The 26,009-nt window shown below is 38.7% G+C and carries 24 protein-coding genes and 1 other RNA gene; all 25 read right to left on the bottom strand.

Annotation, left to right across the window (positions count from 1 at the left end):
• Positions 1-75 precede the first annotated feature (75 nt).
• Positions 76-1,107, bottom strand: coding sequence for a S66 family peptidase (locus tag MKY49_RS07555; RefSeq protein WP_274796490.1), 1,032 nt, complete (start codon positions 1,105-1,107; stop codon positions 76-78).
• 371 nt (positions 1,108-1,478) lie between these two features.
• Positions 1,479-2,975 carry a carboxypeptidase M32 gene (locus MKY49_RS07550; protein ID WP_341385886.1) on the bottom strand — a complete coding sequence of 499 codons (1,497 nt, stop codon included), beginning with the start codon at positions 2,973-2,975 and terminating at the stop codon, positions 1,479-1,481.
• An 89-nt stretch (positions 2,976-3,064) separates the two neighbouring features.
• Entirely contained in the window at positions 3,065-4,147 is a 1,083-nt protein-coding gene (locus MKY49_RS07545) for a helix-turn-helix domain-containing protein (protein WP_341385885.1), read from the bottom strand.
• Between the two features lie 269 nt (positions 4,148-4,416).
• A complete protein-coding gene (mdh, locus tag MKY49_RS07540) occupies positions 4,417-5,364 on the bottom strand; it encodes a malate dehydrogenase (RefSeq protein WP_341385884.1) in 948 nt (315 codons plus the stop codon).
• A complete protein-coding gene (locus MKY49_RS07535; protein WP_274796486.1) occupies positions 5,364-5,732 on the bottom strand; it encodes a BMC domain-containing protein in 369 nt (122 codons plus the stop codon). The genes mdh and MKY49_RS07535 overlap by 1 nt, the downstream gene beginning before the upstream one ends.
• Positions 5,725-6,009: a EutN/CcmL family microcompartment protein gene (locus tag MKY49_RS07530; protein WP_008176433.1), complete on the bottom strand. Its 285-nt coding sequence runs from the start codon at positions 6,007-6,009 to the stop codon at positions 5,725-5,727. The genes MKY49_RS07535 and MKY49_RS07530 overlap by 8 nt, the downstream gene beginning before the upstream one ends.
• A gap of 36 nt (positions 6,010-6,045) precedes the next feature.
• Positions 6,046-6,918 (bottom strand): phosphate propanoyltransferase, encoded by an 873-nt coding sequence (locus tag MKY49_RS07525; protein ID WP_274796485.1) that lies wholly within the window; start codon positions 6,916-6,918, stop codon positions 6,046-6,048.
• A 12-nt stretch (positions 6,919-6,930) separates the two neighbouring features.
• Entirely contained in the window at positions 6,931-7,521 is a 591-nt protein-coding gene (locus MKY49_RS07520; protein WP_341385883.1) for a phosphate propanoyltransferase, read from the bottom strand.
• A 178-nt stretch (positions 7,522-7,699) separates the two neighbouring features.
• Positions 7,700-7,978, bottom strand: coding sequence for a BMC domain-containing protein (locus tag MKY49_RS07515; RefSeq protein WP_004269321.1), 279 nt, complete (start codon positions 7,976-7,978; stop codon positions 7,700-7,702).
• Positions 7,979-7,998: 20 nt separating this feature from the next.
• Positions 7,999-9,489: an aldehyde dehydrogenase family protein gene (locus MKY49_RS07510; RefSeq protein WP_312505511.1), complete on the bottom strand. Its 1,491-nt coding sequence runs from the start codon at positions 9,487-9,489 to the stop codon at positions 7,999-8,001.
• 15 nt (positions 9,490-9,504) lie between these two features.
• Positions 9,505-10,155 carry an ethanolamine utilization microcompartment protein EutL gene (eutL, locus tag MKY49_RS07505; RefSeq protein WP_312505513.1) on the bottom strand — a complete coding sequence of 217 codons (651 nt, stop codon included), beginning with the start codon at positions 10,153-10,155 and terminating at the stop codon, positions 9,505-9,507.
• A gap of 11 nt (positions 10,156-10,166) precedes the next feature.
• Positions 10,167-11,174 (bottom strand): ethanolamine ammonia-lyase subunit EutC, encoded by a 1,008-nt coding sequence (gene eutC, locus MKY49_RS07500; protein ID WP_341385882.1) that lies wholly within the window; start codon positions 11,172-11,174, stop codon positions 10,167-10,169.
• A gap of 9 nt (positions 11,175-11,183) precedes the next feature.
• Positions 11,184-12,554 carry an ethanolamine ammonia-lyase subunit EutB gene (locus MKY49_RS07495; RefSeq protein ID WP_274796479.1) on the bottom strand — a complete coding sequence of 457 codons (1,371 nt, stop codon included), beginning with the start codon at positions 12,552-12,554 and terminating at the stop codon, positions 11,184-11,186.
• Positions 12,555-12,559: 5 nt separating this feature from the next.
• Entirely contained in the window at positions 12,560-13,984 is a 1,425-nt protein-coding gene (locus MKY49_RS07490) for an ethanolamine ammonia-lyase reactivating factor EutA (protein ID WP_274796478.1), read from the bottom strand.
• A 17-nt stretch (positions 13,985-14,001) separates the two neighbouring features.
• Entirely contained in the window at positions 14,002-14,502 is a 501-nt protein-coding gene (locus MKY49_RS07485; RefSeq protein ID WP_274796476.1) for a EutP/PduV family microcompartment system protein, read from the bottom strand.
• A 10-nt stretch (positions 14,503-14,512) separates the two neighbouring features.
• The gene (locus tag MKY49_RS07480; RefSeq protein ID WP_274796475.1) at positions 14,513-14,854 is read right to left on the bottom strand and encodes a BMC domain-containing protein; all 342 of its coding nucleotides are present in this window, start codon (positions 14,852-14,854) and stop codon (positions 14,513-14,515) included.
• A 27-nt stretch (positions 14,855-14,881) separates the two neighbouring features.
• Positions 14,882-16,126: an ethanolamine utilization protein EutH gene (gene eutH / locus MKY49_RS07475; protein WP_274796474.1), complete on the bottom strand. Its 1,245-nt coding sequence runs from the start codon at positions 16,124-16,126 to the stop codon at positions 14,882-14,884.
• Positions 16,127-16,206: 80 nt separating this feature from the next.
• Positions 16,207-16,785: an ANTAR domain-containing response regulator gene (locus tag MKY49_RS07470; protein WP_274796473.1), complete on the bottom strand. Its 579-nt coding sequence runs from the start codon at positions 16,783-16,785 to the stop codon at positions 16,207-16,209.
• Complete coding sequence (locus tag MKY49_RS07465) at positions 16,778-18,208, bottom strand: sensor histidine kinase (RefSeq protein WP_274796471.1); 1,431 nt, start codon at positions 18,206-18,208, stop codon at positions 16,778-16,780. Before MKY49_RS07465 ends, MKY49_RS07470 begins: the two co-directional genes overlap by 8 nt.
• Positions 18,209-18,463: 255 nt before the next feature.
• Positions 18,464-20,371, bottom strand: a complete 1,908-nt coding sequence (locus MKY49_RS07460) for an ATP-dependent DNA helicase (protein ID WP_274796470.1) — start codon at positions 20,369-20,371, stop codon at positions 18,464-18,466.
• An 85-nt stretch (positions 20,372-20,456) separates the two neighbouring features.
• Positions 20,457-21,593, bottom strand: coding sequence for a THUMP domain-containing class I SAM-dependent RNA methyltransferase (locus tag MKY49_RS07455; RefSeq protein ID WP_274796469.1), 1,137 nt, complete (start codon positions 21,591-21,593; stop codon positions 20,457-20,459).
• A gap of 3 nt (positions 21,594-21,596) precedes the next feature.
• The gene (locus MKY49_RS07450; protein ID WP_312505521.1) at positions 21,597-23,342 is read right to left on the bottom strand and encodes a putative bifunctional diguanylate cyclase/phosphodiesterase; all 1,746 of its coding nucleotides are present in this window, start codon (positions 23,340-23,342) and stop codon (positions 21,597-21,599) included.
• A gap of 464 nt (positions 23,343-23,806) precedes the next feature.
• Positions 23,807-24,186: RNase P RNA component class B (gene rnpB, locus MKY49_RS07445), an RNA gene on the bottom strand.
• Between the two features lie 60 nt (positions 24,187-24,246).
• On the bottom strand, positions 24,247-24,543 hold the full coding sequence (gene gpsB / locus MKY49_RS07440) for a cell division regulator GpsB (protein WP_274796467.1): 297 nt from the start codon (positions 24,541-24,543) through the stop codon (positions 24,247-24,249).
• 121 nt (positions 24,544-24,664) lie between these two features.
• Positions 24,665-25,912 carry a ribonuclease H-like domain-containing protein gene (locus tag MKY49_RS07435; protein WP_341385881.1) on the bottom strand — a complete coding sequence of 416 codons (1,248 nt, stop codon included), beginning with the start codon at positions 25,910-25,912 and terminating at the stop codon, positions 24,665-24,667.
• Between the last annotated feature and the right edge of the window lie 97 nt (positions 25,913-26,009).

Below are 26,009 nucleotides of genomic sequence, written 5' to 3'. Positions count from 1 at the left end.
AAAAGCACTTTCCTTATACAAGAAAAGCGCCCGATTATTGAATATCCATATTTGTCCCAAAAAGCCGCTAACATCTTACAGTACAGCGTTTTCTAAAATAGTAAAAGAGCTTGTATTACAATTAATTTCTGCTAATGCACCAAGAGGTAAAATGAATTTTGGTTCGGTATGTCCAAAGTTCATATTGTATAGAATTGGTGTATCCTCCAAGTTAAATTCTTTCATCACTTTTAAAATCTCTTCTTTATATTCTTCGCAATACTTTTCATCTTGTGGTTTACCAAATATAATTCCGTTTGCTTTTTGTAAAATACCTTGTACACCGTAGTTTCTCAACCAATATCTAAGTAGGTTAGGCTCTGGTTGATCTTCAGATGTTTCAAAGAAAAGGATGCAATTTTCCCAGTATTTTTCTTCAGGCCATAGCACGGTACCTTTAGCAAACTCTAGTACTTCAATGCACCCTCCTATTAAACGTCCCTGCACTATACCTTTACCTTGCAGCAATTCGTATCCTTTATTAGGCTGCATTGTGCGTTTTTGATTTTTATTTGATTCTATCCATTCTAAATGCTCACTTGTCCATTCTACAGAAGGAACAATTTCACCTATTACTTCATTAGAAAATAGCGTTTTCTGAATAGATTGAACGGTATATGAGTGCATTTCAACGTTTTCAGCAAAATCGGTTAAAATTGCTGGTCCATAAAATGAAGATATACCCGCCTTCAAACAAAATAAATGAACAATCGTTACATCTGAGTAACCCATTAAAATTTTAGGATTTTTAGTTATAACCTCAAAATCAATGTAATGGAGTAAACGAACACTATCATCTCCACCAATATTTGCAATAATAGCTTTAATCTTGGGGTCCTTAAAAGCCATCATTAAGTCCTCTGCACGTGCTTTTGGATTTTTGTCTAGATAATCTGCACCTTTCAAGCTATTTGGCATTGCTATAACTTTCAGTCCAAAAACCTCTTCAAGTCTTTTTACGCCTTGTTCATAACGCCATTTTAATTCTGGTTCTCCAGCACCTCCCCAAGAAGGACTTATTGTGGCGATATAATCTCCTTGCTGGAGTTTATTTGGCTTTAATAACATATAAATTCACCTCAAATTAGATTTAATTTCATTAAAAATAACATATTAATGGAAATTTTTTAAACAGTCTATCATTTATGTGAAATAAGCTACTAAATCCTTGTTTGGTAACATTGCACAAAATGATTTTATTCCACAATCTGGCCCGAATGTTGAACAAAATAGTTCAGCTTAAAAATTATTCGTTATAATGTTGCATATTTTATAAAGTATAATAATGAAACATGTGAATTACTTTAAATCTTAAATTGTAATTTTGTCCCATCCGCTTGCAAAATGCCAATCTTATGAATTATTTCCAATTCCCTAGCTGACTAAGGCTTTTTTAAAGCAATAAGCGATTTCTCATTGTAGAGAAATCGCTTGTTTTTTTATAACTGATATAGCTTTGTATATTTTTCTTGTAAATAGTTTGCAAGGTACTTAGCATTTAAACCTTCCCCTGTCGCTTCTTTCAGCAATTCAAATGGCTTTTTCAATGCTCCATATTGATGAACTTTATCAGTTAGCCACTCTCGAATTGGCAGTAGCTCTCCTTTTTCTAGTAATTCATCAAACTTAGGAATATCCTTGTCCATCGCATGCTTCCACTGCGCCGCATAAATCATCCCTAATGCGTAGGATGGGAAATAGCCAAACATGCCGCCTGACCAATGCATATCTTGTAGCACACCCTGTGCATCCGTCTCAGGACGAATGCCTAAATATTCCTCATATTTATCATTCCACACTTGCGGCAGATCTTTCGCCTGTAAATCCCCATTGAATAAGTCACGTTCAATTTCATAGCGAATCATGATATGTAATGGATATGTTAGTTCATCTGCTTCAATGCGAATAAATGATGGTTCTACCATATTGATGGCACGTAAAAATTCGTCTAATGCAACATCGCCAAATTGGGCTGGTGAGAAGTGTTGAAGGCGCTCGTAGTTATGCTCCCAGAATTTTTCATTTCTGCCGACAAAGTTTTCATAAAATAATGATTGTGATTCATGAATACCCATCGATGTCCCAGTAGCTAATGGCAGACCTGCAAGTTTTTCATCAATGTTTTGCTCGTACATCGCGTGACCGCACTCATGAATAGTGCCAAAAATAGCTGAACGGAAGTCATTTTCATCATATTTCGTTGTAATACGAGCATCACCATGATTAAGGCCAATCATGAAAGGGTGCACACTTTCATCCAAGCGTCCTGCCTCAAAATCATACCCAAGCTGCGTTAGCATTTCTAATGATAGCTCACGCTGTGCTTCCCTTGGGAAATGCTTAAATAACATATCTGTATTTGGCTTATTCGATGAATCGGCAATTTTCTGGACAAGTGTCACAATTGATTGACGTAAGTCGCCAAACACTTGATCTAAGACATCTGTCGTCATATCTGGTTCATATAAATCGAGTAATGTATTGTACGGAGATCCGTTTTTTATGCCCCAATAGTGAATGAATCTTTTCTGCCATTGAATGATTTCTTCTAAATATGGTAAGAAAAGGGCGAAATTATTAGTTGCCTTTGCTTCTTCCCAAGCCGTTTCCGATTTCGATTGAAGAATCACGTATTCTTTATATTCATCTGCTGGGATTTTTTTGTTTTGATCGTAATTCTTTCTTACTTCTTCCACTAAACGAAGTGTTACATAGTCAAGATCCGCTTTTTGTGTTTCTAAAGCAGATAAAAGCTCGCCTAATTCTTCACTTGTCTGCATATCAAATAAAGAGGCTGACAATGTGCCAATAACCTCTGAACGTTGCGCTAGCCCTTTTTTGGGTGCACCTGTCCGCATATCCCAATAAATCACATTGAGTGCTTCCTCATAATGTTGCATCTTCTTCACATAGTCTATAAATTGTTGAACTGTCATGCTTTTATCCTCCTTTTCCCGTTATAAGTTTATCATATTTTCGAAAATTTTGTATATTGTGGACCTTTTGGTAAAATGAATCTGACTATTCATTCTTTACTTTTCTCGATAAGTTTACTATATTGACGATCCCCTAATCCATAGTGAGGAAATAAGTAGAATAGTTGCTTTATCAGATCATTTTGAGGCATATCGAGATGTTTTTTTATGTACGTGGTAATCTCGTTCTCCTCCTTTAAATAGTTGAAATATAATTGAACGCCCTGGTACATGACTGGTAAAACTGTAGCCTTTGGAAGACGATGCTGTATCAACACCTGTTCATAGATCTCCATATAATCGCCTAGTACTATCTCCGTTTCTTCCACATCATAGGTCATTTCCTTGACCATATGATAATAGACCTTGCCTTGATACCCTTGTTGTTCTAAGAAAGCAAGAACTGTCAGTAGATTCAGCTGACAAAACATATCGTCTCCAAACCATAAAACAATACATTGATAGTCATTTGTCAACAATGGTTTCAACGGATTCACTGTTATCAGCTCATAATCCTCTAATGACACCTGATGCCCCGTAGCACGAATTTTATTAAATTCTTCACTGAAAATCACACTAGTCGTTGGATTTGTACACATCGCTTCATTAAAAGGTACGTAATCAGAGTTCCCCATTAATTGCTGTTTAGCAAACTCTTCATACATCATTTGTCCATTCAATACATTCAATAACTTTTGATCATATTGGGCATTGATTTTCTCTTGTAACGCCTCAATTTTTAATTTTTGTGAAATATCCATCGTAAACCATCCTCTCTCCCCCAGTAAATTCAGCTTCACGAATGTTTGTAAAGGTTGTGGGGACCTTCTGTAATCGTTTGGACTTATACCAAATGTATTTTTAAAAGCTCTAGAAAAGGATTCCTGAGATGAAAAACCATGATAAAAAGCAATGTCGATGATTTTCTTTTGTGGATCTTTTAAGGCCATTGAAGCAAGATACATTTTTCGAAGTGATCTATATTTTTTGATTGTTATTCCAGTTATCTGGTGGAATTTAAAGGAACAGTAATAAGGGGAGTACCCCATATCCTTCCCTAAATGCTCTAATGAGAATCCCTCTAATAGATGACTTTCAATCCATTCAATCATCTCCTGTACGATGTTGTTCATCCACATCCCTCCTTATTTGATTATAGTAGAAGTGTTAATCGTTTTTATGATATAGGTTGTGAACATAACAAAAAACTGTAGCAAACATTTAAGCTTGCTACAGTCAGATCTCCCATAAATGAGAGTGTTATATATAATAAGGGGAATATTAACTAGCTTTCAGTTATGTTCGGTTTCCAATCAAACATTTTTAAGAGCTATTATGAAGTTTCGATCGAAAGAAAGTTGGGGATCCTATCTTTCAATTTAAAAAATAGATTGTGTTTTCACTATTCAATGTTTTGGCAAATGGCAATCACTTGTTTAACAGCCTCTGCTGAATGCTGGAGGGCTGCTTGTTCTTCATTGGTTAGGTGCAATTCAATCACAGATTCAATCCCATTGCCACCTAAAATAGTTGGTACCCCTAAAAACAGATTGTGGTATCCATATTCACCTTCTAATAGGGCTATAGAAGGGATGATTTTTCGTTGATCTTTGATAATGATTTCAACCATCTGTGCACATGCCGCAGCTGGGGCATAATAGGCACTTCCGTTTCCTAGTAAACCGACAATTTCACCGCCACCTTTACGTGTACGCTCGACGATTTGCTGAAGTCGTTCCTGGGGAATTAGCTTTTCTAATGGAATACCTCCAGCATAGGAATAACGGATTAATGGCACCATTTCATCACCATGTCCCCCTAGCACGAAGCCAGAGACATCTTCTGGTGCAATTTGTAGCTCCTGGGCTACAAAAGTATTGAAGCGAGCTGTATCTAACACACCAGACTGACCGATAATCCGATTTTTAGCAAAGCCTGTTTCCTTATGACACACATAGGTCATAGCATCAACTGGATTACTCAACACAAGGACGATACTATTTGGAGCATAGTGTTTAATTTGTCTTGAAACCTGTTGAATAATTTTGGCATTTGTAGTAACTAAATCATCACGACTCATGCCTGGCTTACGAGGGATACCAGCTGTAATAACGACAATATCGGCACCAGCTATATCTTCGTAATCACTCGTCCCTTTAATGGAGACATTAAACTTTTCAATTGGGCCTGTCTGTAGTAAATCCAATGCCTTCCCTTTTGTCGGTTTCTCAGCCTCTGGAATATCGACAAGCACCACATCACCTAATTCTTTTTGTGCTAAAAATAAACTCAATGTAGAACCAGTGTGACCAGCTCCAATAACAGCGATTTTATTTTTACGAAAGGCCATTATTCTTCACCTCGATTATCTGTCGTCGGTGTTGCTTCGGTTGTTTTTTTAGCACGTGCTGATGCTGGTGTAGAGGCAGGCTTTTTCTTTGGTGCCTCTGGGCCTTTAATCATTTGGAATACATCTTCATCAGGTCTCGGAATGACATGAGCGCCTAATAGTTCACCAACACGCATGGCAGCAGCCTTTCCAGCTTCTACCGCTGCTTGTACTGAACCTACGTCACCCTTCACGACGACCGTCACAATTCCACCATCAACGAATTCCTGTTTAACGATTGTGACGTCTGACGCCTTAATCATGGCATCCGCTGCTTCATACGAACCAACTAAGCCTTTTGTTTCAATCATTCCAATTGCGCTACTCATTGTCTTCACCTCTCATCACTTCAGTAGAATCAATAATACCTATAACAACTGCATCGATTGGTAATGGATTTTCTTTCATAATATAGCGTGATGACCCACCGCTTGTAATGAGTACATCATCACCAATCCCCGCACCTATACGATCAGCTGCAACAATTTCTGTGCGAATCGGCTGTTGATTGGAGTCAATGGGTTGAATGATTAATAGCTTTAATCCATTCAGCCCTTCCTCCTTACGTGTTGCCCATACACTGCCTATTACTCTACCCATTTGCATGAACTTCACCCTCTTTATGCGACACAAATTGTCTTACTACTCAGCTCGGACCGTTAATGTTTTATTTAGCTCTCGTAGCTTATCATAAGCCAATGCTGTCACAATCGTTTTCTTTGGTACTACAATTTCTTGTGCTTCTATTTCTAGCACTTCTATTTGTGAAAGTAGCTTTTTATCATAATGATAGACGGATGGTTTCTCTACTTTCTCTACGACTGGCGACTGCACTTTCACTGGTATAGAAGATGGTTCACTTCCTTGGTGATGTACAATTTCAGCAAGTGTTCCCTGCTGAATTAATCCTGCATTGGCTTCATCTGTATCGATATGCATTTCTAATCGATAACGCTCTGATACACGGATGACCACATTCGATAAAATAATCGGGCGAATTCCTTCTACCTTGATTTGAACAGACTGTCCATCTACTACATTAAATCTCGCACTATCCGCAGGGGACATATGAATATGTGCCTGTGCAATAATAAGTCCTTCATTTAACACGACACTCCCCTTTGGACCGATTAATGTAACAGGACTAGAACCTTGAATATCACCGGAAATTCTTAATGGAGGTTTCAACCCTAATTTCATAGCATCTGTCCAGCTTACTTCCACTTGAGACAACGATCGAGCAGGGCCAAGAATACGTACTCTCTCAATTGATCCTTTTGGACCAGCAATTACTACGGTTTCCTCAGCAGCAAATTGCCCTGGCTGTGAAAGCTCAAACTTCGGTGTAAGCTGATAATTCTCACCGAAAAGCTGCTCCACCTCTGCTTGTGCAAGATGGACATGGCGGGCAGATACACCAATAGGAATTTTACCGTCATGTGGAGGGGAAGATTGATTTTTTAAGACTTGCTGCAGAACTTCTTCCACAATTTTTTGAACCAGATTTTCTTGCATCTTGCCTCCTCCTTACGATGAGATTTTTACTAATTTACCCTGTGCTTGCTGTTCAATAAAACCTGCATTGGCTTCATCCGTATCGATATGCATTTCCAGACTAAAGTCATTGGAAACACGGACGACTACGCCACGGAAAGTAACAGGTCGATCACTTTCAACTTCCACAGAAACCAATTCGTTATTATGCACTTCCAATGCTTTGGCATCTTCTTCTGTCATATGAATATGTGCCTGTGCAATGATAACACCCTGCTCGATATACAATTCTTTATTTTGGTGAAGGATTTTAATGCCTGCAGAATGGTCAATATCACCCGACTGTCTTAACGGAGGTGTCACACCAAGCTTCATGGCATCTGTTCGGCTGACTTCCACCTGTGTTGCTGGTCTCACTGGTCCAAGTACACGAACATTATGGATAATGCCTTTTGGACCCTCGATAGAGACACGCTCCTTGGCAGCAAATTGCCCAGGCTGTGATAAGTCAAAATCCTTTGTCAGCGTTGCATTTGGACCAAAAAGTGCTTGCAAATCCTCTTCACTAAGATGAATATGACGAGCCGAAATGGCCACTGGAAATGTTTTTGTAGCTGTTGTCACGTTAGCCACCTCTTTATCTCATTAATTGTTTACCTATTAGACAAGATGAGAGCTGTCCTCTGGTAGGATTAACTCTCATCCTAATCCTTTATGCCCTAGCGTAATTGTGGTGGTGTTGTATCCACAGTTTAATTCACCAACAATTGAGATGGGCGTCTTGTCCTAAATAAAGCTAAAATTATGCTTCTGCTTTTGGTAAAATCATTTCTAATTCGTGATGTGGACGTGGGATTACATGTACTGATAGAAGTTCTCCTACACGTTGAGCTGCTGCAGCACCAGCATCTGTTGCTGCTTTTACTGCACCTACATCGCCACGTACAAGCACTGTTACGATACCGCCACCTACATGTACTTTTCCTACTAAATTAACGCTTGCTGCCTTTACCATTGCGTCTGCTGCTTCAATTGCTCCTACTAAACCTTTTGTTTCTACCATTCCTAATGCTGTACTCATTTGTCATTCCTCCAAATAATTTATTTATTTTGTAATGTGATTTGTTTTAATACTTGATCGACAATTTGTTGAACCATCGTCGTGTCAAGAGCAGGCTCCTGTGAGACAACCGACTCAACAACGGATTGTACTTCAAATTCTGGTTTTGGTACTTCGACATCTTTAATGCCATAAGCCATACGTTTAATATTTAATAGGTGTCTTGCTGTAATGTTATCCGACGTAATATTACCGCCAAATGTACCACAGCCTAATGTAAAGGATGGTGCTAATCCTGTTGTTCCACCTACTGCACCGATAGATGATAATGTATTGACTACAATACGTGAGACAGGTAATTCAACAGAGAATTGCTCAGCTAATGCTGCATTTTCAGTGTGAATCGAGCATGTATGTCCACGACCACCAATATTTAATAGGTCAATCATGACTTGCTTTGCTTCTGTACTGTTTTCTACTATATAGAGGGCAAAGATTGGTGAAAGTTTTTCAAGCGAAAACGGTATATTTTTACCAATCATCGTTTCTAACCCAACAAGAACTTTTGTATCTTCTGGAACTGTGATGCCAACAGAATCTGCTAAGCAAGTAGCTGATTTCCCGACAATTTGTGGATTTACCTTTCCAGGAACAGGTGAAATTAATTTCTCCATTTTTGCTTTTTCTTCAGCATTTAATAGATAGGCACCGTTTTTCTTTAATTCCGTCTGTACCTGTTCAGCAATCGCCTTATCTACAATGATGGCTTGTTCTGTTGCACAGATGGTGCCATTATCGAACGACTTACTGTGAACCAGTTGACGGACAGACTTTTGGATATTAGCTGATTTTTCGATATAAGCTGGGACATTCCCCGGCCCTACACCATAAGCTGGCTTTCCAGAGCTATAGGCTGCCTTCACTAAAGCACCGCCGCCTGTTGCTAAAATTAAATGAATATCAGGATGCTTCATGAGCTGTTGCGTAGCTTCCATAGAAGACATCGTTAAGCATTGCAGTAGCCCTTCAGGTGCACCAGCTTGTTCCGCCGCTACTCGACAAACATCCAACGCCTCTTTTGTACATTTCACCGCATATGGGTGTGGACTTAGCACTAATGCATTTCTTGTTTTTAAAGAAATAAGTGTTTTAAAAATGGCTGTAGATGTTGGATTCGTCGTTGGCACTATACCTGCGATGACCCCAAAAGGACTCGCAATCTCTGCCACTTTCTTCATCCGATCATAGCCTACAATACCAACCGTTTTTAAGTCTTTAATATCTTCATAGACATCTCGTGAAGCCACTTCATTTTTCATTTTTTTATGATTAGGGATACCCATCCCTGTTTCTTGCACAGCCATTTTTGCTAAACGGTCTGCTTCCTTAAAGGCAGCATCCGCAACAGCCTTCACTATGTTGTCTACTTGCTGCTGTGAAAATTGCATGTAGGCAGCCTGTGCTGTATTAGCCTGTTTAACGGCATCTCTCATTTCTTGAATTGCTAATAAATCTTTGTCTAATGTGGCCATAAAGCCGCCTCCTTTCTAGATCACTGGATTTCTAGCTATATTTTCAATAGCTTCTCTGAAAGCATTTGCCGCAGCCTCGCAAGATGATTGACTACCACTTAATAGGCCGCCACCAAAATTGGTTTCAGAAGGAGGGCCAAAGAAAACCTTTAACTCTACATCTGCCGCCTTTAATGCTGCATCTAATCCAACTACTGCCTCTAGTGGCGGTGCGATTAAATAGGCAAGTGGTGTGCCGACGTTTACATTTGCCAGCTCGGCGAGATACGTTCCACAGCTTGCCACTGTATGGGCAAACAAAGCATGGTTTTCATTGTTATTAATCGCCTCGAAGTACGTATCAAACTCAATTTTTTGTTGAATGGCATCAAGTCCGCTACGAATTTCATCAGGCGAGCTTCCTGCAATGATGCCAATCATTTCACCTGATAATGGGCCCGATGCATGAGCTGCTCCCGCATAGAAGCTTTTCGCATAGATAACGTCAACATCTGCCTTTTTCGTTGCTTCATCAATAGCAACATATCCAACATCATCAATGGTCAATGTGACAAGCCCAATGCTATTGTGATATGGCTTTAAATCTAGCTGCTCTGCTAATTCACTGTTGACTCTTGGAATGGTTTGCATCGCCAAAATTTGCGCCATAATTTTTTGAGGATTCATGTTTCAGCCCCCTAACCTTCTTTTGCGACAAGCTCAACGCCACTTGCCTGGTAATGCAAGATTTTTTGTACGACTGTTCCTAAATAAGCACCCGCTTCTAATGGTGGAATACCACCTTTGTGGATATTGGATATCACCATACGCTCCGCTTCGACTGTACCGATTCTTGGCTTGTAGCATAAATACGCACTCATCGATTCTGCGGAGACAAGACCAGGACGCTCACCAATTAAGTAAACAATTACCTCTGCCTGTAACAGCTCTCCAATTTCATCCATCAAAGCGACACGGCCTTTATCAATATAAAATGTAGTACCGATGTCAATATTTAAATTGCTAAGACTTTGTTGAAGTGCCAAGTACACATCCTGCACATTTTCTTCAATGGCACTGGCACTTAGGCCATTCGAAATAATAATCTGCACTTTAGGCTGTTGCTTACATTTTTGTTGAATCAGTGCCTTTGATTCCTCTGATAAACGACGACCTAAATCAGGTCTTGTAATGTATTCTTCCTTATCAGTTACTTTCGTTGTTACTTGAAAAACATCTAGTTTTTGTAAAAGCTCTTCGGAAACTTCACCATATACGGCATCTACCGCAGCAGCATGATCAAGTCGGAACTTTAACCATGTTTTCGTTTTTGGTCTTGTCCCTGCTCTACCAACGCCAATTCGAGCAGGTGTATGTTTTTTTGCAGCCTGCACACTTTCTGTTAATGATTCTGCTTCAAACTGAAATGGCTTAATCGGCACAGCCGTATTAAAAGGTTGTTCTAAAGTAGCAGGAGCTATCGGTTCCCACTGAGGCGCTCCGTGCTGATACAGCTTTATTAACGGTCCCTGTGATGTCGTTTGAGACTCTGTTATTTCTGTCGGACGATTGTCGACTGTATCAAATATTTTAATAAGTGATTGTTCTGCTGGAGGAGCTACAACTTCAGGTGCTTGGTTTCCTGTATTTTTCTCCATCTTTTCCATGACAAGCTGTGTAATCATAGAGACTAATTGATCATTCACTCGATTCACCTACCTTTCAAAAATGGATAAATCGCCAGCTCTTGCTGAAAGTCGACCATTTTCATAAATGCCCATTTTTTCTAACCATGCTAAAAATGCTGGAGCTGGTTTTTTACCAAATGTTTGGAGTAATGTAGCTACATCATGGAAGCTCATCGATTGATAGTTAAGCATTACATCATCACCCATTGGCGCAGCGATAATAAAGTTAACGCCTGCCGCTGTCAGTAGTACACTTAAATCTTCAATATCATTTTGATCCGCTTTAATATGGTTCGTATAACAAATATCTACACCCATAGGGATTCCATGCATTTTGCCCATGAAATGATCTTCTAGACCAGCACGAATAACCTGTTTATTGTTGTATAAATACTCTGGACCGATAAAGCCAACTACTGTGTTGACAATATAAGGATTAAAATGTCTAGCAAAGCCATAATTTCGCGATTCCAGTGTTACTTGGTCAATGCCCATATGTGCCTCTGCCGATAGCTCTGAGCCTTGACCTGTTTCAAAGTAGAATAAATTTGGACCAGTACCTGTTCCTTGTTTTTTAATGAGCTCCTCTGCTTCTCGTATTAAATCAGCAGAAATACCGAACGAACGGTTAGCAATTTCTGTCCCTGCGATACTTTGGAAAATCATATCTGCTGGGGCACCTTGTTTAATTGCCTTCATCTGTGTTGTAATATGAGCTAATACACAGTTTTGTGTAGGAATGGACCAATCATTGATGAATTCCTTTGTAGCCGTAAGCACTTTTTTGACACTTTCAACTGAATCATCTACAGGATTAATGCCGATAACAGCATCCCCAATACCATAGGACAGTCCTTCTTTTAGAGAGGCGATGATGCCATCAATATTATCTGTCGGATGATTTGGCTGTAGACGAGATGACAGCGTCCCTTTTTGACCAATCGTAATATTACACGTTGAAAGTATTTCAACTTTATTGGCTGCATGTACAAGATCTAAATTGGACATTAGTTTTGTAACAGCGGCAATAATCTCGGAATTCATCCCTTTGCTTAAACGCTTTAGCTCACGGTCACCCGTATCATTTGATAAAATGTATTCGCGTAGCTGCTCGATGCTCCAGTTTTTGATTTCTCCATATATTTGCTCATTAATGTCACCCTCAATAATGCGTGAAACCTCATCATTTTCTTGTGGCACTAATGGATTTTCTCGAATATCTTTCACTAAAAGCTCACTTAATACAGCCTTTGCTGCGATTCGTTGTTGAACCGTTTCAGCTGCAATCCCTGCTAGCTGATCGCCGGATTTTTCTTCATTGGCCTTCGCCATGACATCTTTTAATGATTTAAAATTATATTTTTCTCCACCAAATATCACCGATAAATTCACATTCATCCTCCTTACTTTGAGTGAAAGGCAAGAGTTTTTACAACAACAGGAACAACGCCAGATGGCAGAACCTCTCCTATGTCGATATAATCACCCGTCTCCACTTTAATTTGATCGATGCAAATAATTGGTACTGTAGAATTAATTGCTTGTATGGTTTGTCCAATAATCTTTGCATAATCTGATTGAATGACTATGATAATTGGTATGTCCTTGGAGCATCTTGTCGCCAAATGCTGCAAAACAGCCTCACACAATGCATGTACATCCTGAAAGCTTAAATACGGCAATTCACTAAAATAGAGGGCAAATGGTGAACGATTATCCTGTATGGAAAATAGATCATCCGCTCGCTCAACAGCTGTCTTTACTACAGTGTTAAAGTCTGTTGTGGCATCGTTCATATGGCAGTTGAAGACAGGCACATTTTTTAGTGGTAACACGTCGGCATCTACTTGAATAGTTGCGCCACTTATTTCAGTGGTCTGTGTACCTGCCCCCGTGACTGTTGCTCGTGCTGTTTCCTCTGGTCGCAGCCATAAAAATGATTGAAGCTGCTCATGCTTAAGTAGCGTTTTTGCTAGTTTTTCGCCAATATCATCATACTGACGCTGCGTACAGTCATTTTCATAAATACAGGAGGCTACACCACCTGAAAAGACAATGGCATCAACAGGTTTATGCCAGTTGGGTAAATGTCCTAGTAATAATGGATGCTCTTTATTGGTACATTGTCCATGAAGAATCATGGCAAGTGTTCCAACCATCTCTTCAATACATTGTGAGACGCGAACATCCTCTGCCGCATCACCGACAGCTAACGGATTAGACCAGTTTTCCATCAGTCGCATGAGTGGCGGAGAAATTGATTGAATCTTGCCTTCCTTAAATTCAATCAATCTACCACCAACATGTAAGGTACATGTACCAATGACTTCCCCAAACTGCATGACAGCAATATTCGCTGTCCCACCACCAATATCAATATTGGCTATTACTTTGGATGAATTCTTTGATTGCTGTAAAGTACCTGCCCCCTTGGCGGCGATGATGCCCTCTAAATCAGGACCAGCGGTAGCAACTAAAAAATGACCAGCGCCATCTGCAATGGTATGGACAACCTCTCTTGCATTTTCTTTCGTGGCGGATTCGCCTGTTATAATAATGGCGCCCGTTGAAATGTCTGTTGGCGCAATTTGTGCCAATTGATACTGCTGAAAAATAAATTCCTCAATCTTTTTCATATCAATGATGTCTTTATTGATAAAAGGTGTTTTAATAATTGGACTTTGATGCAATACCGTTTTCTCAATAATTTCAATCCTTGGCACATGTGTCACACCAGCCACATTTTTTAACAAAAAACTACTGACGACCATTTTTGTGGTACTTGTCCCAATATCAATGCCTGCACTAAATATTTTTTCAGTTTTCACCCTACACCTCCCTCTCGCTACTGTGAGCAATACATGAGATACGGACTATCGCGATCCTTAACAAATTGTTGAATGTCTTCATGTGTCTTCAGCTGAATCAATGGTTCAATAAACTCGATTCCGAGCTTTTGCCATGAAGAGGTTTTCACGATGGGCCCATGCGTCATAACATTTTTTAATAAAGCTGTAGCCCTTTCTACATCTGCATTAGGAGCATCAATCTTTGTAATAACACCAATTTGTATTTTTGGAATCCCTAAGCTAAATTGCGGAGGGAACACACTTCTTGCTGATGTAGCATCCTGCAAATAAATCACATGAGTTACTTCCAGCGACGTTGCCATAATATTTCTGTAATACATGGGATTTTCAACATATTCACCTGGTGTATCAACAATCCAGTCATCATAAACGAGTGCCTGTGTTTTGTTAGCCGTACTTTCCTTGCCTAACAAAGTATTCATCAATGTTGACTTTCCTGCTTGCACACCGCCTATTATCATTACTCGATTTTTCATATGACACATCCTATGATTTCGTTATTTTTGATGGGGTGTACCCTAATACCTCGGATAAAAAACGATTAATTTCTAACATCGCCATTTCCACTTCAGAAACACTTCCCACAATAACGAGACTACCTGTAAAACGATCTAAAAATCCGAGTTTGACATTGGCAGCCTTTGTCGCTAAATCCCCTGCAATAATCACTGTTTCACTCGGAGTACAAGTCATGATGCCCAGCGCACCTGCTTCTTGGATTCCTAGCTTTTGAAACATATCTGGATCAGGATTGGCAATAAGGTGACTCAATGTTAGCTGTTTACCCGGCACAAACTCCTGAATAAATCGTTTCTTTTCTTCACTCACACGTCATCACCTCACTTTTTTAATCAATTAAGATTTTTGCTCTGTTACATATTCGCCTTCTTTGATAATGCCAGCCTTGCGATCCTCAATTTCCAACCTTAATGCAGTTGGTACGGAAAGCTTATAAGCTAAAATAATGGCAATGACACCCGCTAAAAACTTACCAGCGATAACAGGCAAGATGATAGTAGGCTGGAAATTAGCTGTAAATGATAAGTGATCGCCTAATAGGAATGCAGAACACACACCAAATGCAATGTTAATAACTTTATCTTTTGGTGGCATATGGCGAATCAGTGTAAACATCGCCAAAATATTAGCAATCGTTGCTAAAATCCCCGCACTTCCTACAGAGGATAAGCCTAATTTTTTACCAGCCGCTTCAAGTGGCTTGGAAGCATATTTTCGAATTAAATACACCATTGGGAAGGCACCCGCTAGCATAATACCGATATAACCGGCTGTCTCTAATGCTCGGAATTGATCGATCTCATCTGCCATGATTGGATCGAAGCCCCACGCACCAAAAATCTTTGTAAAAATACCTGTAAAAATCTCAACAATCGAGAACACTAATACTAATTTAATCCCGGCATCCATCACACGTCCGAATAGCATAAATCCTTTAATCATACCGTTCGGAATAAGCTTTAAGCCAAGTGCGATTAAAATAACGAAAATAAATAAAGGTAGTAAGTTAATTAATATTTGTAAAACAGAAATGGCAAACACATATGTAGGTGCCTCTGTTGTACTAATGACTTCACGGACTTCTGTATTGAATAGCACAATCATGATTGAAGAAATAAATGCACCAATCGGAATCGTTAGTACGCCGGCCATAATACCTAGCGCCATATACTTATGATCACGCTTATCTAACATTGCAAGCCCCATTGGAATAGAGAATACGATAGTAGCACCAGACATAAATCCAACAACTAGAGCCATGACCCATCCTTCATAAGACTCTTTTAATGCATTGGCTAATTGGTAACCACCCATGTCCGAAGCTAATATTGTCGTCGCTGCTATCGCAGGATCTGCACCAATTAACTCAAAAATCGGACTAATAAAATGACTAATAAACCATGTTAAGTAAGGAATAGCTGCCATGATCCCTGCTGCTGGGACAAAAATATGTCCAACGGTATGGATACCATTCATAAATTCTTTTCCAATTCCATACTCAGCATCTCGGATTGCCCCGATTGCCCCTAAAACAGCACAAATCATAATAATATAAACGATAATCGTTCCTATCATTGCCATCTTACTCATCACCCCTTTTTTAATAAATTTATAGAAAAAAAGGCGCTTTAAAGAAGAAATCTCTTTAAAGCGCCTTTGCTTCAACTATTGACTTGTAAAGTATTAATAATTTGCTGGGCGATATGCACCATTTCCTGTTGGGTTTGCATACTTTCATTGCGAATCCTACGGTAAGCCTCGTCCTCGCTTATATTTTCGGCCTGCATTAGCAAGCCCTTTGCTCGTTCAATGACTTTCCGCTTATCTAATTGTGTTTGCTTATGTAAAATCTCCCCATTGAGACGGTTGAACTTATCAATTTGATGAAAGGCAACCTCTAACACAGGCAACACATTTTTTTCAGAAAACGGTTTCATTACATACCCTAATATATTATCCTGCTTCATGTATAGCAACAATTCTTTTTCACTGTAAGCCGAGATGAAAAGAACTGGTATACCAAGCTGTTGTTCAATAATTTTACTTGCCTTTAAACCATCTAGTTTAGGCATTTTGATGTCCATTAAGATTAACTGTGGTTTATGTAAAAAGGCTAATTCAATGGCTGTTTCCCCATTGTTCGCCTGCGCCACTACTTCATAGCCATTATCTTCTAACATAAACTTCAAATCAATCGCAATCAGTGATTCATCTTCGACAATCATAACTTTCCTAGTCATTTACGATAAATACCTCCTCACTTACAGGGAACTGAACTTGAGTATGTGTACCTTCTTCACTAGGGATAATTGAAAATGAGCCAGCTAAATCATATTCGACGAGCCTTGTGATAATCTCCATACCAAAAGATGCCTTCACCTCTTGCATTCCAACGCCGTTGTCAGAAATATGAAGTGAAATCGTTGAATCTTCCTGCATGAATAGAATATCGATGGTTCCCTCATCACGTCCGATAAAAGCATACTTTAATGCATTTTGCAGTAGCTCGCAAATAATGAGTGCAAGGGATACTGCTTTTTTTGAATGGCAAAATAGTTGCAAATTATCATGATGAAAGGCTAATTGAATAGTCGCTGTATTGGACGTGCCAATCATTTTATGACCTATTTTTTTAGCTAATGCGATAACGTCTACTCTTTCCTCAGCGTTATCCTCGTTTTCTAAAATAAGCTCATAAACCGATGAAATACTATATATTCGATTTAATGCCTCCTGAAAAGCACTTGCATTCGCAGCCGACAAATCATTCCGCATTTGCAAACGTAGAAGGCTCGTTACTGTCTGAAGATTATTTTTCACACGATGGTGAATTTCCCGTATCGCAAATGTTTTCATCATTAGCTCATTTTCTTTCAGTTTAAGCTCTGTTAGATCATGAATAATGAGTAGCGTCACTTTCTCGTTATGACTACGAATCGGAATTTTCTTCACAATAAAGGATTTACGATCAATCGTAATTTCTAAGAAAAAGACATCATCGCCTTTATCATAGACTTCCTGTAAAAACGGTAATATTTTATCTAATGCAACATTGTCAAAATTTTCTAACCCTGATAGCTCAGAAATAAAATGGTAGCCAGCAGGATTACTGTAAATCACTTTGTTCTCGTGATTTGTCAGAATGATCGATTCTACAAGTAAATCTGACACAACTGGTATTGGCTGAGAGTTTGGTTCTACAATATGCTCAATTAATGCGAAAGGCATATTTTGAAAATCATCTTTCGGTGTCGTTTGCATCTTCACCATTTTTTCCTGAATCAACACTGCTATTACTTGCTGTTGCTCATTAAAAATAGGAATGACATGTTGCTCTACCGTAACACCTTCCTGCGTAATTGCTCTTGAGATGGATGATTTTTCTTTATGTTTAAACGCAGCGAATACGGCTGGTTCAAAACTTTCAAATACGAATTTTCCGATAACTGATTTCTCATATAACCCAATTTCCTTGTTCGGGAAAGCCTCTGCCACAACAATCGCATGTGGTAAATTTTCCAACATGCAATCTATGAACATATAACAATCAGTCAACTCAGCATAATACTTTAGTGTAGCCTCTATTTCTGTTAACTTGTCAATATCCGTTGCCGAAAGGTTTGTATATTTTCTACATAATGATTGAATGTTCGACAGGTTCAAGCCCCCTATCTGAAATAATCAACAATCAATTTGATTATTCTTAAAAATTCTTGTCATTATTATAAACCTTTTGTGAAATTATTTTCAATAAAAAAAATATTTTCTTTCACCAGATATTGTTGCATTACAAAGAACTATATAGCTTAAAAGAGAAATATTCAACAGTTTTTTAAAATTGAATTATTTAACATCGAGAAAAATATTATTTCAATATATTAAAAAACGAGCTTACCTCTATGGCAAACTCGTTTTTCATTATTTTATTTCTGGGACAACAGCTAATATGTTTTCAAAGGCTGCACGCTGTTTTTGTTCTTCCTCATTCAGCAAAATGTGGATGTCTCCATGATCATTTGATGTCCGAATTAAGCGTCCCATCCCTTGCTGCAAGCGTAATTGCATGAAAGGTAGCTCCACCTCTTCAAATGGGTTTTCAGCAAATGTGCGCTTCGCATCAAATAGTGGATCTTGTGGAGGAAACGGTAAATCATAAATAATAACACGTGTTAATGCTTCCTCTGGTAAATCTAAGCCTTCCCATAAATGATATGAGCATAATGTTTTAACCGATCCCTGCTGGAAGTCTCGGACGATTGCTGAAAGCTCTCGATCTCCTTCGAAAGCCACATACATTCGTTCCATTAGTGGTAATTCTGCTTTAAAGTTTAGCATCGCTTGCTTGGATTTAAATAATATTAATGTTTGCTCGCCATCACGTAGCAATTGCTGAACTCGCGCTGTTTTATCACCTTGACTAAGCTCATGTAAATAGATTTTCATCACTTCTTCATAGTCGAATGGAGAAGGTACTGAAAATGATTGATAATCTCGAATTCCTAAACTATAGGCAATATATGAAAAGTCTTTATTAACAGATAAGGTTGCAGAAGAAAAGACGATTGGAAGCTTTTTAGAGAATAATTTTTCAGCTAAAACCTCTGTAATTAAACGAGGCATAATAACAAGCGTTTCTTCGCCATCTGTCTCCTCTAACCAATCTACTGCATCGCCCTGTGCTATGAAAATACGCAAAGAAGCCTCATATTGTTCTAAGTATTCTTCTGCCATATTTAATTCATATTCGGGAATCATATACATTTCTGATTCAAAGACGAATTCTTCCATCAACGTTTCTACATCTTTTATTAACTGCTTCCCGTAAGCAAGCAGTGTTTTTGATTTGTTTATACGTTTACGATCCTCATTTGAAGCAACGATATCATCACGAAGCTGATCAAAGAATAGCTCATGATCATCCTGTAATTTTTCCATTGCGTACAGTGTACGCTCACGTACGCCATCTACCATCAATCGCTCAAGTAGTTTAACAATGGTTGTTGCCTGTACTTTGTATGTCATTGCTTTTTGAGCAGCATATTCCAATAGATGTCCTTCATCCAACACAATCATCGATACCTCTGGCAATAATGCTAGCTGGCCTTCACGCTCACGCGATTCCTTAGTGGCCAAATGCTCCATTAAAAAATCCTGTGAACAGATAACAAGATCTGTTGATTTACGATAATGTGAGCGATGTAATGTTTGCCCACAGCGATTACGAAGCTCACAAACCGAACATTGCATAATGGCATTATAATTGACCTTTTGCCAATCTTCGTCACTAACAGTCGGATAATCACTACGCTCACCATACGGATGGACAGCGATCATTGAGCCTTGTGCATACACACCATCTGGAATAGAAAAGGCAATATCATCAATCCATTCATCCGTTACTACCTTTTCCGTTTCTTCAAAACGTTTTAAGCATAAATACTGATCTCGCGATTTTGCTAAGCGAACATCAATTTCAAGTCCTAATGTTTTTTGAAGCTTATAAATATCGCCCCCCTCTTTTACGAGCTGGTCGATTAATGTTTCATCTGCGCAAGCAATGAGCGCTGGTTTCCCAGTGTAACGCGCATAGGAAATGGCTGGTAGTAAATAAGCAATGGTTTTGCCAGTTCCCACTCCTGCCTCTGCAAAGAGAACATTTTTTTCTTTTAGTGCTTGTTCTATTTGATAAGCCATAAAAATTTGCTCATCACGGCATTCAAAGCCTTTTTCAGGTAATTCATCATAAAGGACATCACCCATCCAATCACCTAATGAATCAAAAAATGAACGGTCCTTTGATAATGCAAATGGTAAAGATTTACGCAATTAATGTTCCCCCTCTAACTCTCTGGTGCTATTATACGCGACGAAACGGAAGATAAGAAAACAACTTATCTTCCGTTACTATTCGTTAATCTCTTTTAGACTTTTGACCCCAGAATTGATAATAATTTGTTTCTATAAAGCCATTAAATAACTTACGCTTCTTCGTCGCTTGGCGTCCATATAATTCTTCAAAATTTTTCATGGAGGAAAGCATATATACAGACCAAGTTGGATAATTCTTCATCACTTTTCCTAAATCACGGATTACTTGCTCTACGACTTCCACATCACCGATACGTTCTCCGTATGGTGGGTTACCAATCATGACACCATCCGTTAATTGTGTTGTAAAATCACGTGCTTGCATTTGCTTAAACGCGATTAACTCACCAAAACCTGCTTCCATCGCGTTTTCTTGCGCAATGCTGACCATGCGATGATCAATATCTGAACCAATAATTTCTAGTGGCTGATCATAATTCGCTAAGCTTTCTGCTTCATCACGAACCGTATCCCAGATGGCAGCTTTCATCCACGGCCAATCCTCTGAAATAAATTCACGGTTATATCCCGGTGCTATATTTTGTCCAAACATTGCCGCTTCTAATGCAATGGTACCCGAGCCACAGAATGGGTCAACAAACGGACGATTTGGATTCCACTTCGAAATTTGTACAAGTGCTGCAGCTAATGTTTCTTTTAACGGTGCCTCACCTTGCGCCTGACGATAGCCACGCTTATGCAAGCCTGCGCCAGACGTATCAATCGTTAGTGTCGCCACATCTTTTAAAATTGAAACCTCAATTTTGTAGGTCGCCCCTGATTCATCTAAAAAGCCAAGTCGTTTATAATGCTGTTTCATGCGTTCGACAATCGCTTTTTTTGTAATCGCTTGGCAATCTGGCACACTAAATAATTTCGATTTAACCGACTTCCCTGAAACCGGAAAAGCAGCATCCACCGGTAAATACTTCTCCCATGGTAATGCTTTTACACTTTCAAATAATTGTTCAAACGATTTTGCTGGGAATTGTCCAACAACAATTTTTACTCGATCCGCTACACGCAGCCATAAATTGGTACGTGCAATAGCTGTTTCGTCGCCCTCAAAATATACTTTGCCATTGTCAACAGTTGTTTCATAGCCGAGTGCTTTCACTTCTTGGGCAACTATTGCCTCTAAGCCCATTGCTGAAGTAGCTACTAATTGATAGTTTGCCATAGATTATTTCCTTCCTTGATGCTCAATTTCCCAATACTCCATAAACTCAATGAGCTCATTTAATGGTAATGGTTTGCTGTAATAATAGCCTTGAATAATATCACAGTTCATTTTACGTAGTATATCCACTTGTTGTGCCTGTTCAACACCTTCAGCAACAACTTTCATTTTTAATCGATGTGACATTTGAATAATCGCATCTACAACTGCCTGTTTCTCATCAAGTGATCCAATATGTTGAATAAAGCTACGATCAATTTTTAAACAATCTAATGGAAAACGAACTAAATAGCTTAAAGACGAATAGCCCGTCCCAAAATCGTCGATCGAGATTTTAAAGCCTAATTGTTTCAAGCGCACTAACTTACTGACAGTTTCGTTTGCATTATTCATAACTGTTCGTTCCGTTACTTCTATTTCAAAATTGTTTGCTGGCATATTATAGCGTTCTAATATTGTTTGTATTGAATCTAAAAAATTCTGCTGTTTAAAGTGAATGCTCGATATATTAATGGCTACAGGTGTTTTCCAACCTTGTTGTTGCATTTGAATAACTGATTCACATGCTTTTTCTAAAATAACCTCACTTAACGGAATGATTAATCCCGTATCCTCAGCATAAGGTATAAACTCCGCTGGTGATACAAAGCCAAGCCTTTCGCTATTCCAACGTACCAGTGCCTCTAAACCTTGAATCCCCTCATTTTCCACCGAAATTTTTGGTTGAAAATACAGCTCAAATTCGCGATTTTCTATGGCTCTTCTTAACTCTGAATCAAGCAATAAAACTCGTTTTGCATCAGTTTGTAGTTCATCAAAATAAAAGGAATAGCCATTCAATTCATGTTTTTTTGAATAAGTCATGGCTCGATCTGCACAATTAATCAGTTCTTCTGTGTTTTTTCCGTCTACTGGATAAACACTAATCCCAACACTTGTAGAAATAAATACTTCCTGCCCATTTAACATCATCGGTTGTTCTATACTACTAATGATTTGCTCAGCAAATTTTGCTGCTTCTTTGACATTTTTCACATTGGTTAAGGTGATGACAAATTCATCCCCACCATATCTTGCAATAATATCTTTGTTTTTCAGTAATTTTTTTAAACGATTTGCTACTTCTATTAAAATTGAATCTCCTACAGCATGGCCTAATGTATCATTAATTTGTTTGAAGCGATCCAAATCTAAAAAATAAACCGCGTGCTGCACTGAATGAGAAATAGCAGAAGTCGATTCTAAGAGATTATCCATTCTTTCAATATAGGCAAAACGATTGGATACATCTGTTAATGAATCCGTAAGTAAACGCTTTTCTAATTCATGTTCTACTATTTTTCTTTCAGACAAATCTGTGAAAATACCACAGTAATTTGTAACCTTCCCCTCATCGTTGGTTACACTTACAATCGTTAACCATTCAGGATATACATCTCCTGTTTTACGTCGATTCCATATCTCACCTTGCCAAATGCCTTCTTGTCGTATCTGTTCCCACATCTCTAAATAGAAAGGCAATTCATGTACACCCGATTGCAAAACGGCGGGCGTTTTTCCAACCACTTCATCTCGTGTATAGCCTGTCACAAATTCAAAGGCGGGATTCACCATTACTATTTTTTTGTATTCATCCGTAATCATGATACCTTCAGATACATTTTCGAAGATTTTAAGTACTAAGGTCGTAGGATATTTTGAAATCAAATTCAACTTATCCATACTTTCCCAATTATTCACTCCGTTCATGTTTCCGCTCCATCCTATCTCTCTATACTCCCTAAGAAGGGCATTTCGTCAATCGGTATGTAATCCATTACGCCTCAGCGTAAATTTTCGCTGACGCTTCGCTTTCGCGTAGATAAAAATGCATCTAGATTTTCAAGCTTCCTTGAAAAGCGCCACTCCAAAATTTTAGGACACCGGCTGAAATGGAAAGAAGATGTACGTATTCTTATCACCTTTAGGATTGATACCTGAGGCTCGACTTATTTATCTACTCAAGATCTACATACATTATATTGTTACGATAACCGTTTAGATATTGTGACTTAGAAGCGGTAGCGATAGAGAGAGCACTGATTTAGCTATTCTCAAACGTATCGCGCATACCAAGACTTGATTAACAAGGTTACTTTTTCCTCATGAACTCAAAATAAAAGCTCTCCACCGAGTTGGAGAGCGCTTGTTATTCATAGATAAGCATCAAAAAATTCCATAAGCCATGTTTTGTTCCCGAGTACTCAAACAGCTTGCGCCTCGTACGATCAGGTGGTAATCATCTATCTACAGAGCAAACTCTGTCCCTCTATCCGTTCAATTCCTTCTAGAGAGTGCCCCTACCATAATTTGGGTTTCTCACTCGTGGGGTTTACCTCGTTCCACCTTGCAAGTTTCCAAGCAAGCTTCGTCACTGTGGCACTTTCAGGAAGTGTCAACCATATCCAAAGACGTAGGTTTTCCTTCCGCCGTCAGCCTGAACAGCTGCCTTACCTTATTTTTTCAGTAAGCACGAACACTACGGCCATCTCAGAACCGTGTGAGCATGGACTTTCCTCTACGACGTCTAGCGCCGCAGCGATTACCAGAATTTCATGATGATACGAAAGATTATACTAGAGTTTTATGTTAAATACAATATAAATGACTAAATTTATTCGTATAGCTTGCTACCAAATACATGTTTTTCTAAATTAGATAGACGTTTTAAAATATCAAAGTTAGTTGTACCAGCTGTTGCTGAAGCAACTGGTTGTCTCTTTGGTGTACTATCAATTTCCTCTTTTAATTGTCTATTTTCTTCACGTAGTTGGGCCACCACTTTTTCAAACGTTTCATAGTCTTGAATAATTTCATCAAGAAAAGAATCTACATCTTCTACATTATAGCCTTTAAAATTCTTTTTAAATTCCTTTTCAAGGATCATTTTTGACGTTAATTTAATGTCCATTCACATCGCCCTTCCTCACACTACATACACGAATACATTATAGCACACTTCATCACATTATATCGTCTGAAAATACCAATTGTAAGGATAAAGTTGTCGATTCTTGCGCTTACCCAGGAAATTATTTCTTATTTCCTAGTCTGTGCAATCGCTTTTCCCATGAAATTTCCCATTTTTGTTTTTGTTCTGCTCTCCATTGCTCATTATTTCGAATTAGACGTATGCCCTCATGCGTATAGTAAAGGGCCTGCTCATAATCTTTTATTTGATGCTCATAAAGTATGGCTAGCTGCTCAAGGACATGTAACTTTGTTCTTGCTTCTACAAAATGGAGAGAGGCCACAAATGAGTCAATGGCTTCACTATAGCGTTTACTCTTTTTATGCTGTAAGGCTAAATAATATTGAGCATGGCCTGCTTCTAGTGCATCAAATTGAGTTGTCACCTTTTCTAATACCCTAACACTTTGGGTGCTTTCTTTTAAATCACCATACCATTTCCCAATATTAGTGAAGGTTTTTGCGGATTCTTCATGGTCTTCCTCAAACAATAAATGTGTAGAATGACTATAAAGTGTGATAAGGGACAGTAAATCCCACTCGTTATGAAGCAAAACCTTCATAAGGGCATCTGGTATGCCGCTTTTCACAGCATCTAAATAAATAATAGGTGCGAGATGACCTGGAATATCTCCTTTTCGAGAAAAACCAAGTTTCTCTTCCTCCACAGATTTTAATTTTAAGCGCTCCATATCATTTTTCCATAAACGCTTCGAACTATGCAACAAATCTATTTGTCGTTGTGATCGTAATTTCGGTAACGTTTTCTGGTGAAGCGTCCAACGTGTTTCAAGCTGTGGCCAATCAAAGCTTTTTCCATTATAGGTAATAACGGTCGCTGTTTTTTGCCATAGCTTAGATTCAAACAAAAAAGCTGCCTCGTGTGCAGGGTCAGCAAGAATATATTGGGTCAACTCAAAACCTTCCTCTGCCATTTCTAAAAAACCGAGCAGAAAAATATGCGTTCCCACACCCTTTAAGCCGGTTGTTTCTGTATCAAAAAATAATACAGGTTCATTTATATCAAGCGCATAAGGGTGATGAAAATCGGCACCTTGCCATTTTTTCAAGGCATCAAAAAATGACCGTAGCTGATAATGGCCATGCTGATAAGAAAATGGATAGTGTACTTGACGCTTAAACACAATGCCAAAGTCATTTTCAACAACCGTTAGTCCTGCTTTTTGCCATTGCTCTGTATAGCTTGGCTTTGCAGGCTTTTGAAAAGCGGGTTCTTCCACCTTTTGTTGAGCCGCTGGTTTTTTACCAAGCATTTTTTTCATTTGGAGTATTTTATTTTCGTAAGACATGTATTTCACTCATTTTCTGCTTATAGTTAAGACATCTCTAGCAAGAGTAACACGATTCATTAGCTCATTCAAAATATTCTTTGCTCTAAACACATAT

Origin of the sequence: Lysinibacillus sp. FSL M8-0134 (assembly GCF_038069745.1) — a bacterium.
Lineage (GTDB): Bacteria > Bacillota > Bacilli > Bacillales_A > Planococcaceae > Lysinibacillus > Lysinibacillus irui.
The sequence above is the reverse complement of the archived record's forward strand: the minus strand, read 5'-3'. Positions and strand labels throughout refer to the sequence as shown.

Excerpts from the sequence above, each read along its gene's own strand:
- MKY49_RS07530 (WP_008176433.1), bottom strand. The coding sequence starts at position 6,009 with ATGCAAATGGGTAGAGTAATAGGCAGTGTATGGGCAACACGTAAGGAG.
- eutL (WP_312505513.1), bottom strand. The coding sequence starts at position 10,155 with ATGAATCCTCAAAAAATTATGGCGCAAATTTTGGCGATGCAAACCATT.
- MKY49_RS07555 (WP_274796490.1), bottom strand. The coding sequence starts at position 1,107 with ATGTTATTAAAGCCAAATAAACTCCAGCAAGGAGATTATATCGCCACA.
- MKY49_RS07525 (WP_274796485.1), bottom strand. The coding sequence starts at position 6,918 with ATGCAAGAAAATCTGGTTCAAAAAATTGTGGAAGAAGTTCTGCAGCAA.
- MKY49_RS07495 (WP_274796479.1), bottom strand. The coding sequence starts at position 12,554 with ATGAATGTGAATTTATCGGTGATATTTGGTGGAGAAAAATATAATTTT.
- MKY49_RS07510 (WP_312505511.1), bottom strand. The coding sequence starts at position 9,489 with ATGGCCACATTAGACAAAGATTTATTAGCAATTCAAGAAATGAGAGAT.
- MKY49_RS07470 (WP_274796473.1), bottom strand. The coding sequence starts at position 16,785 with ATGACTAGGAAAGTTATGATTGTCGAAGATGAATCACTGATTGCGATT.
- eutH (WP_274796474.1), bottom strand. The coding sequence starts at position 16,126 with ATGGCAATGATAGGAACGATTATCGTTTATATTATTATGATTTGTGCT.
- MKY49_RS07515 (WP_004269321.1), bottom strand. The coding sequence starts at position 7,978 with ATGAGTACAGCATTAGGAATGGTAGAAACAAAAGGTTTAGTAGGAGCA.
- MKY49_RS07485 (WP_274796476.1), bottom strand. The coding sequence starts at position 14,502 with ATGAAAAATCGAGTAATGATAATAGGCGGTGTGCAAGCAGGAAAGTCA.
- MKY49_RS07550 (WP_341385886.1), bottom strand. The coding sequence starts at position 2,975 with ATGACAGTTCAACAATTTATAGACTATGTGAAGAAGATGCAACATTAT.
- MKY49_RS07535 (WP_274796486.1), bottom strand. The coding sequence starts at position 5,732 with ATGAGTAGCGCAATTGGAATGATTGAAACAAAAGGCTTAGTTGGTTCG.
- MKY49_RS07545 (WP_341385885.1), bottom strand. The coding sequence starts at position 4,147 with ATGAACAACATCGTACAGGAGATGATTGAATGGATTGAAAGTCATCTA.
- MKY49_RS07450 (WP_312505521.1), bottom strand. The coding sequence starts at position 23,342 with ATGAACGGAGTGAATAATTGGGAAAGTATGGATAAGTTGAATTTGATT.
- gpsB (WP_274796467.1), bottom strand. The coding sequence starts at position 24,543 with ATGGACATTAAATTAACGTCAAAAATGATCCTTGAAAAGGAATTTAAA.
- mdh (WP_341385884.1), bottom strand. The coding sequence starts at position 5,364 with ATGGCCTTTCGTAAAAATAAAATCGCTGTTATTGGAGCTGGTCACACT.
- MKY49_RS07455 (WP_274796469.1), bottom strand. The coding sequence starts at position 21,593 with ATGGCAAACTATCAATTAGTAGCTACTTCAGCAATGGGCTTAGAGGCA.
- MKY49_RS07435 (WP_341385881.1), bottom strand. The coding sequence starts at position 25,912 with ATGTCTTACGAAAATAAAATACTCCAAATGAAAAAAATGCTTGGTAAA.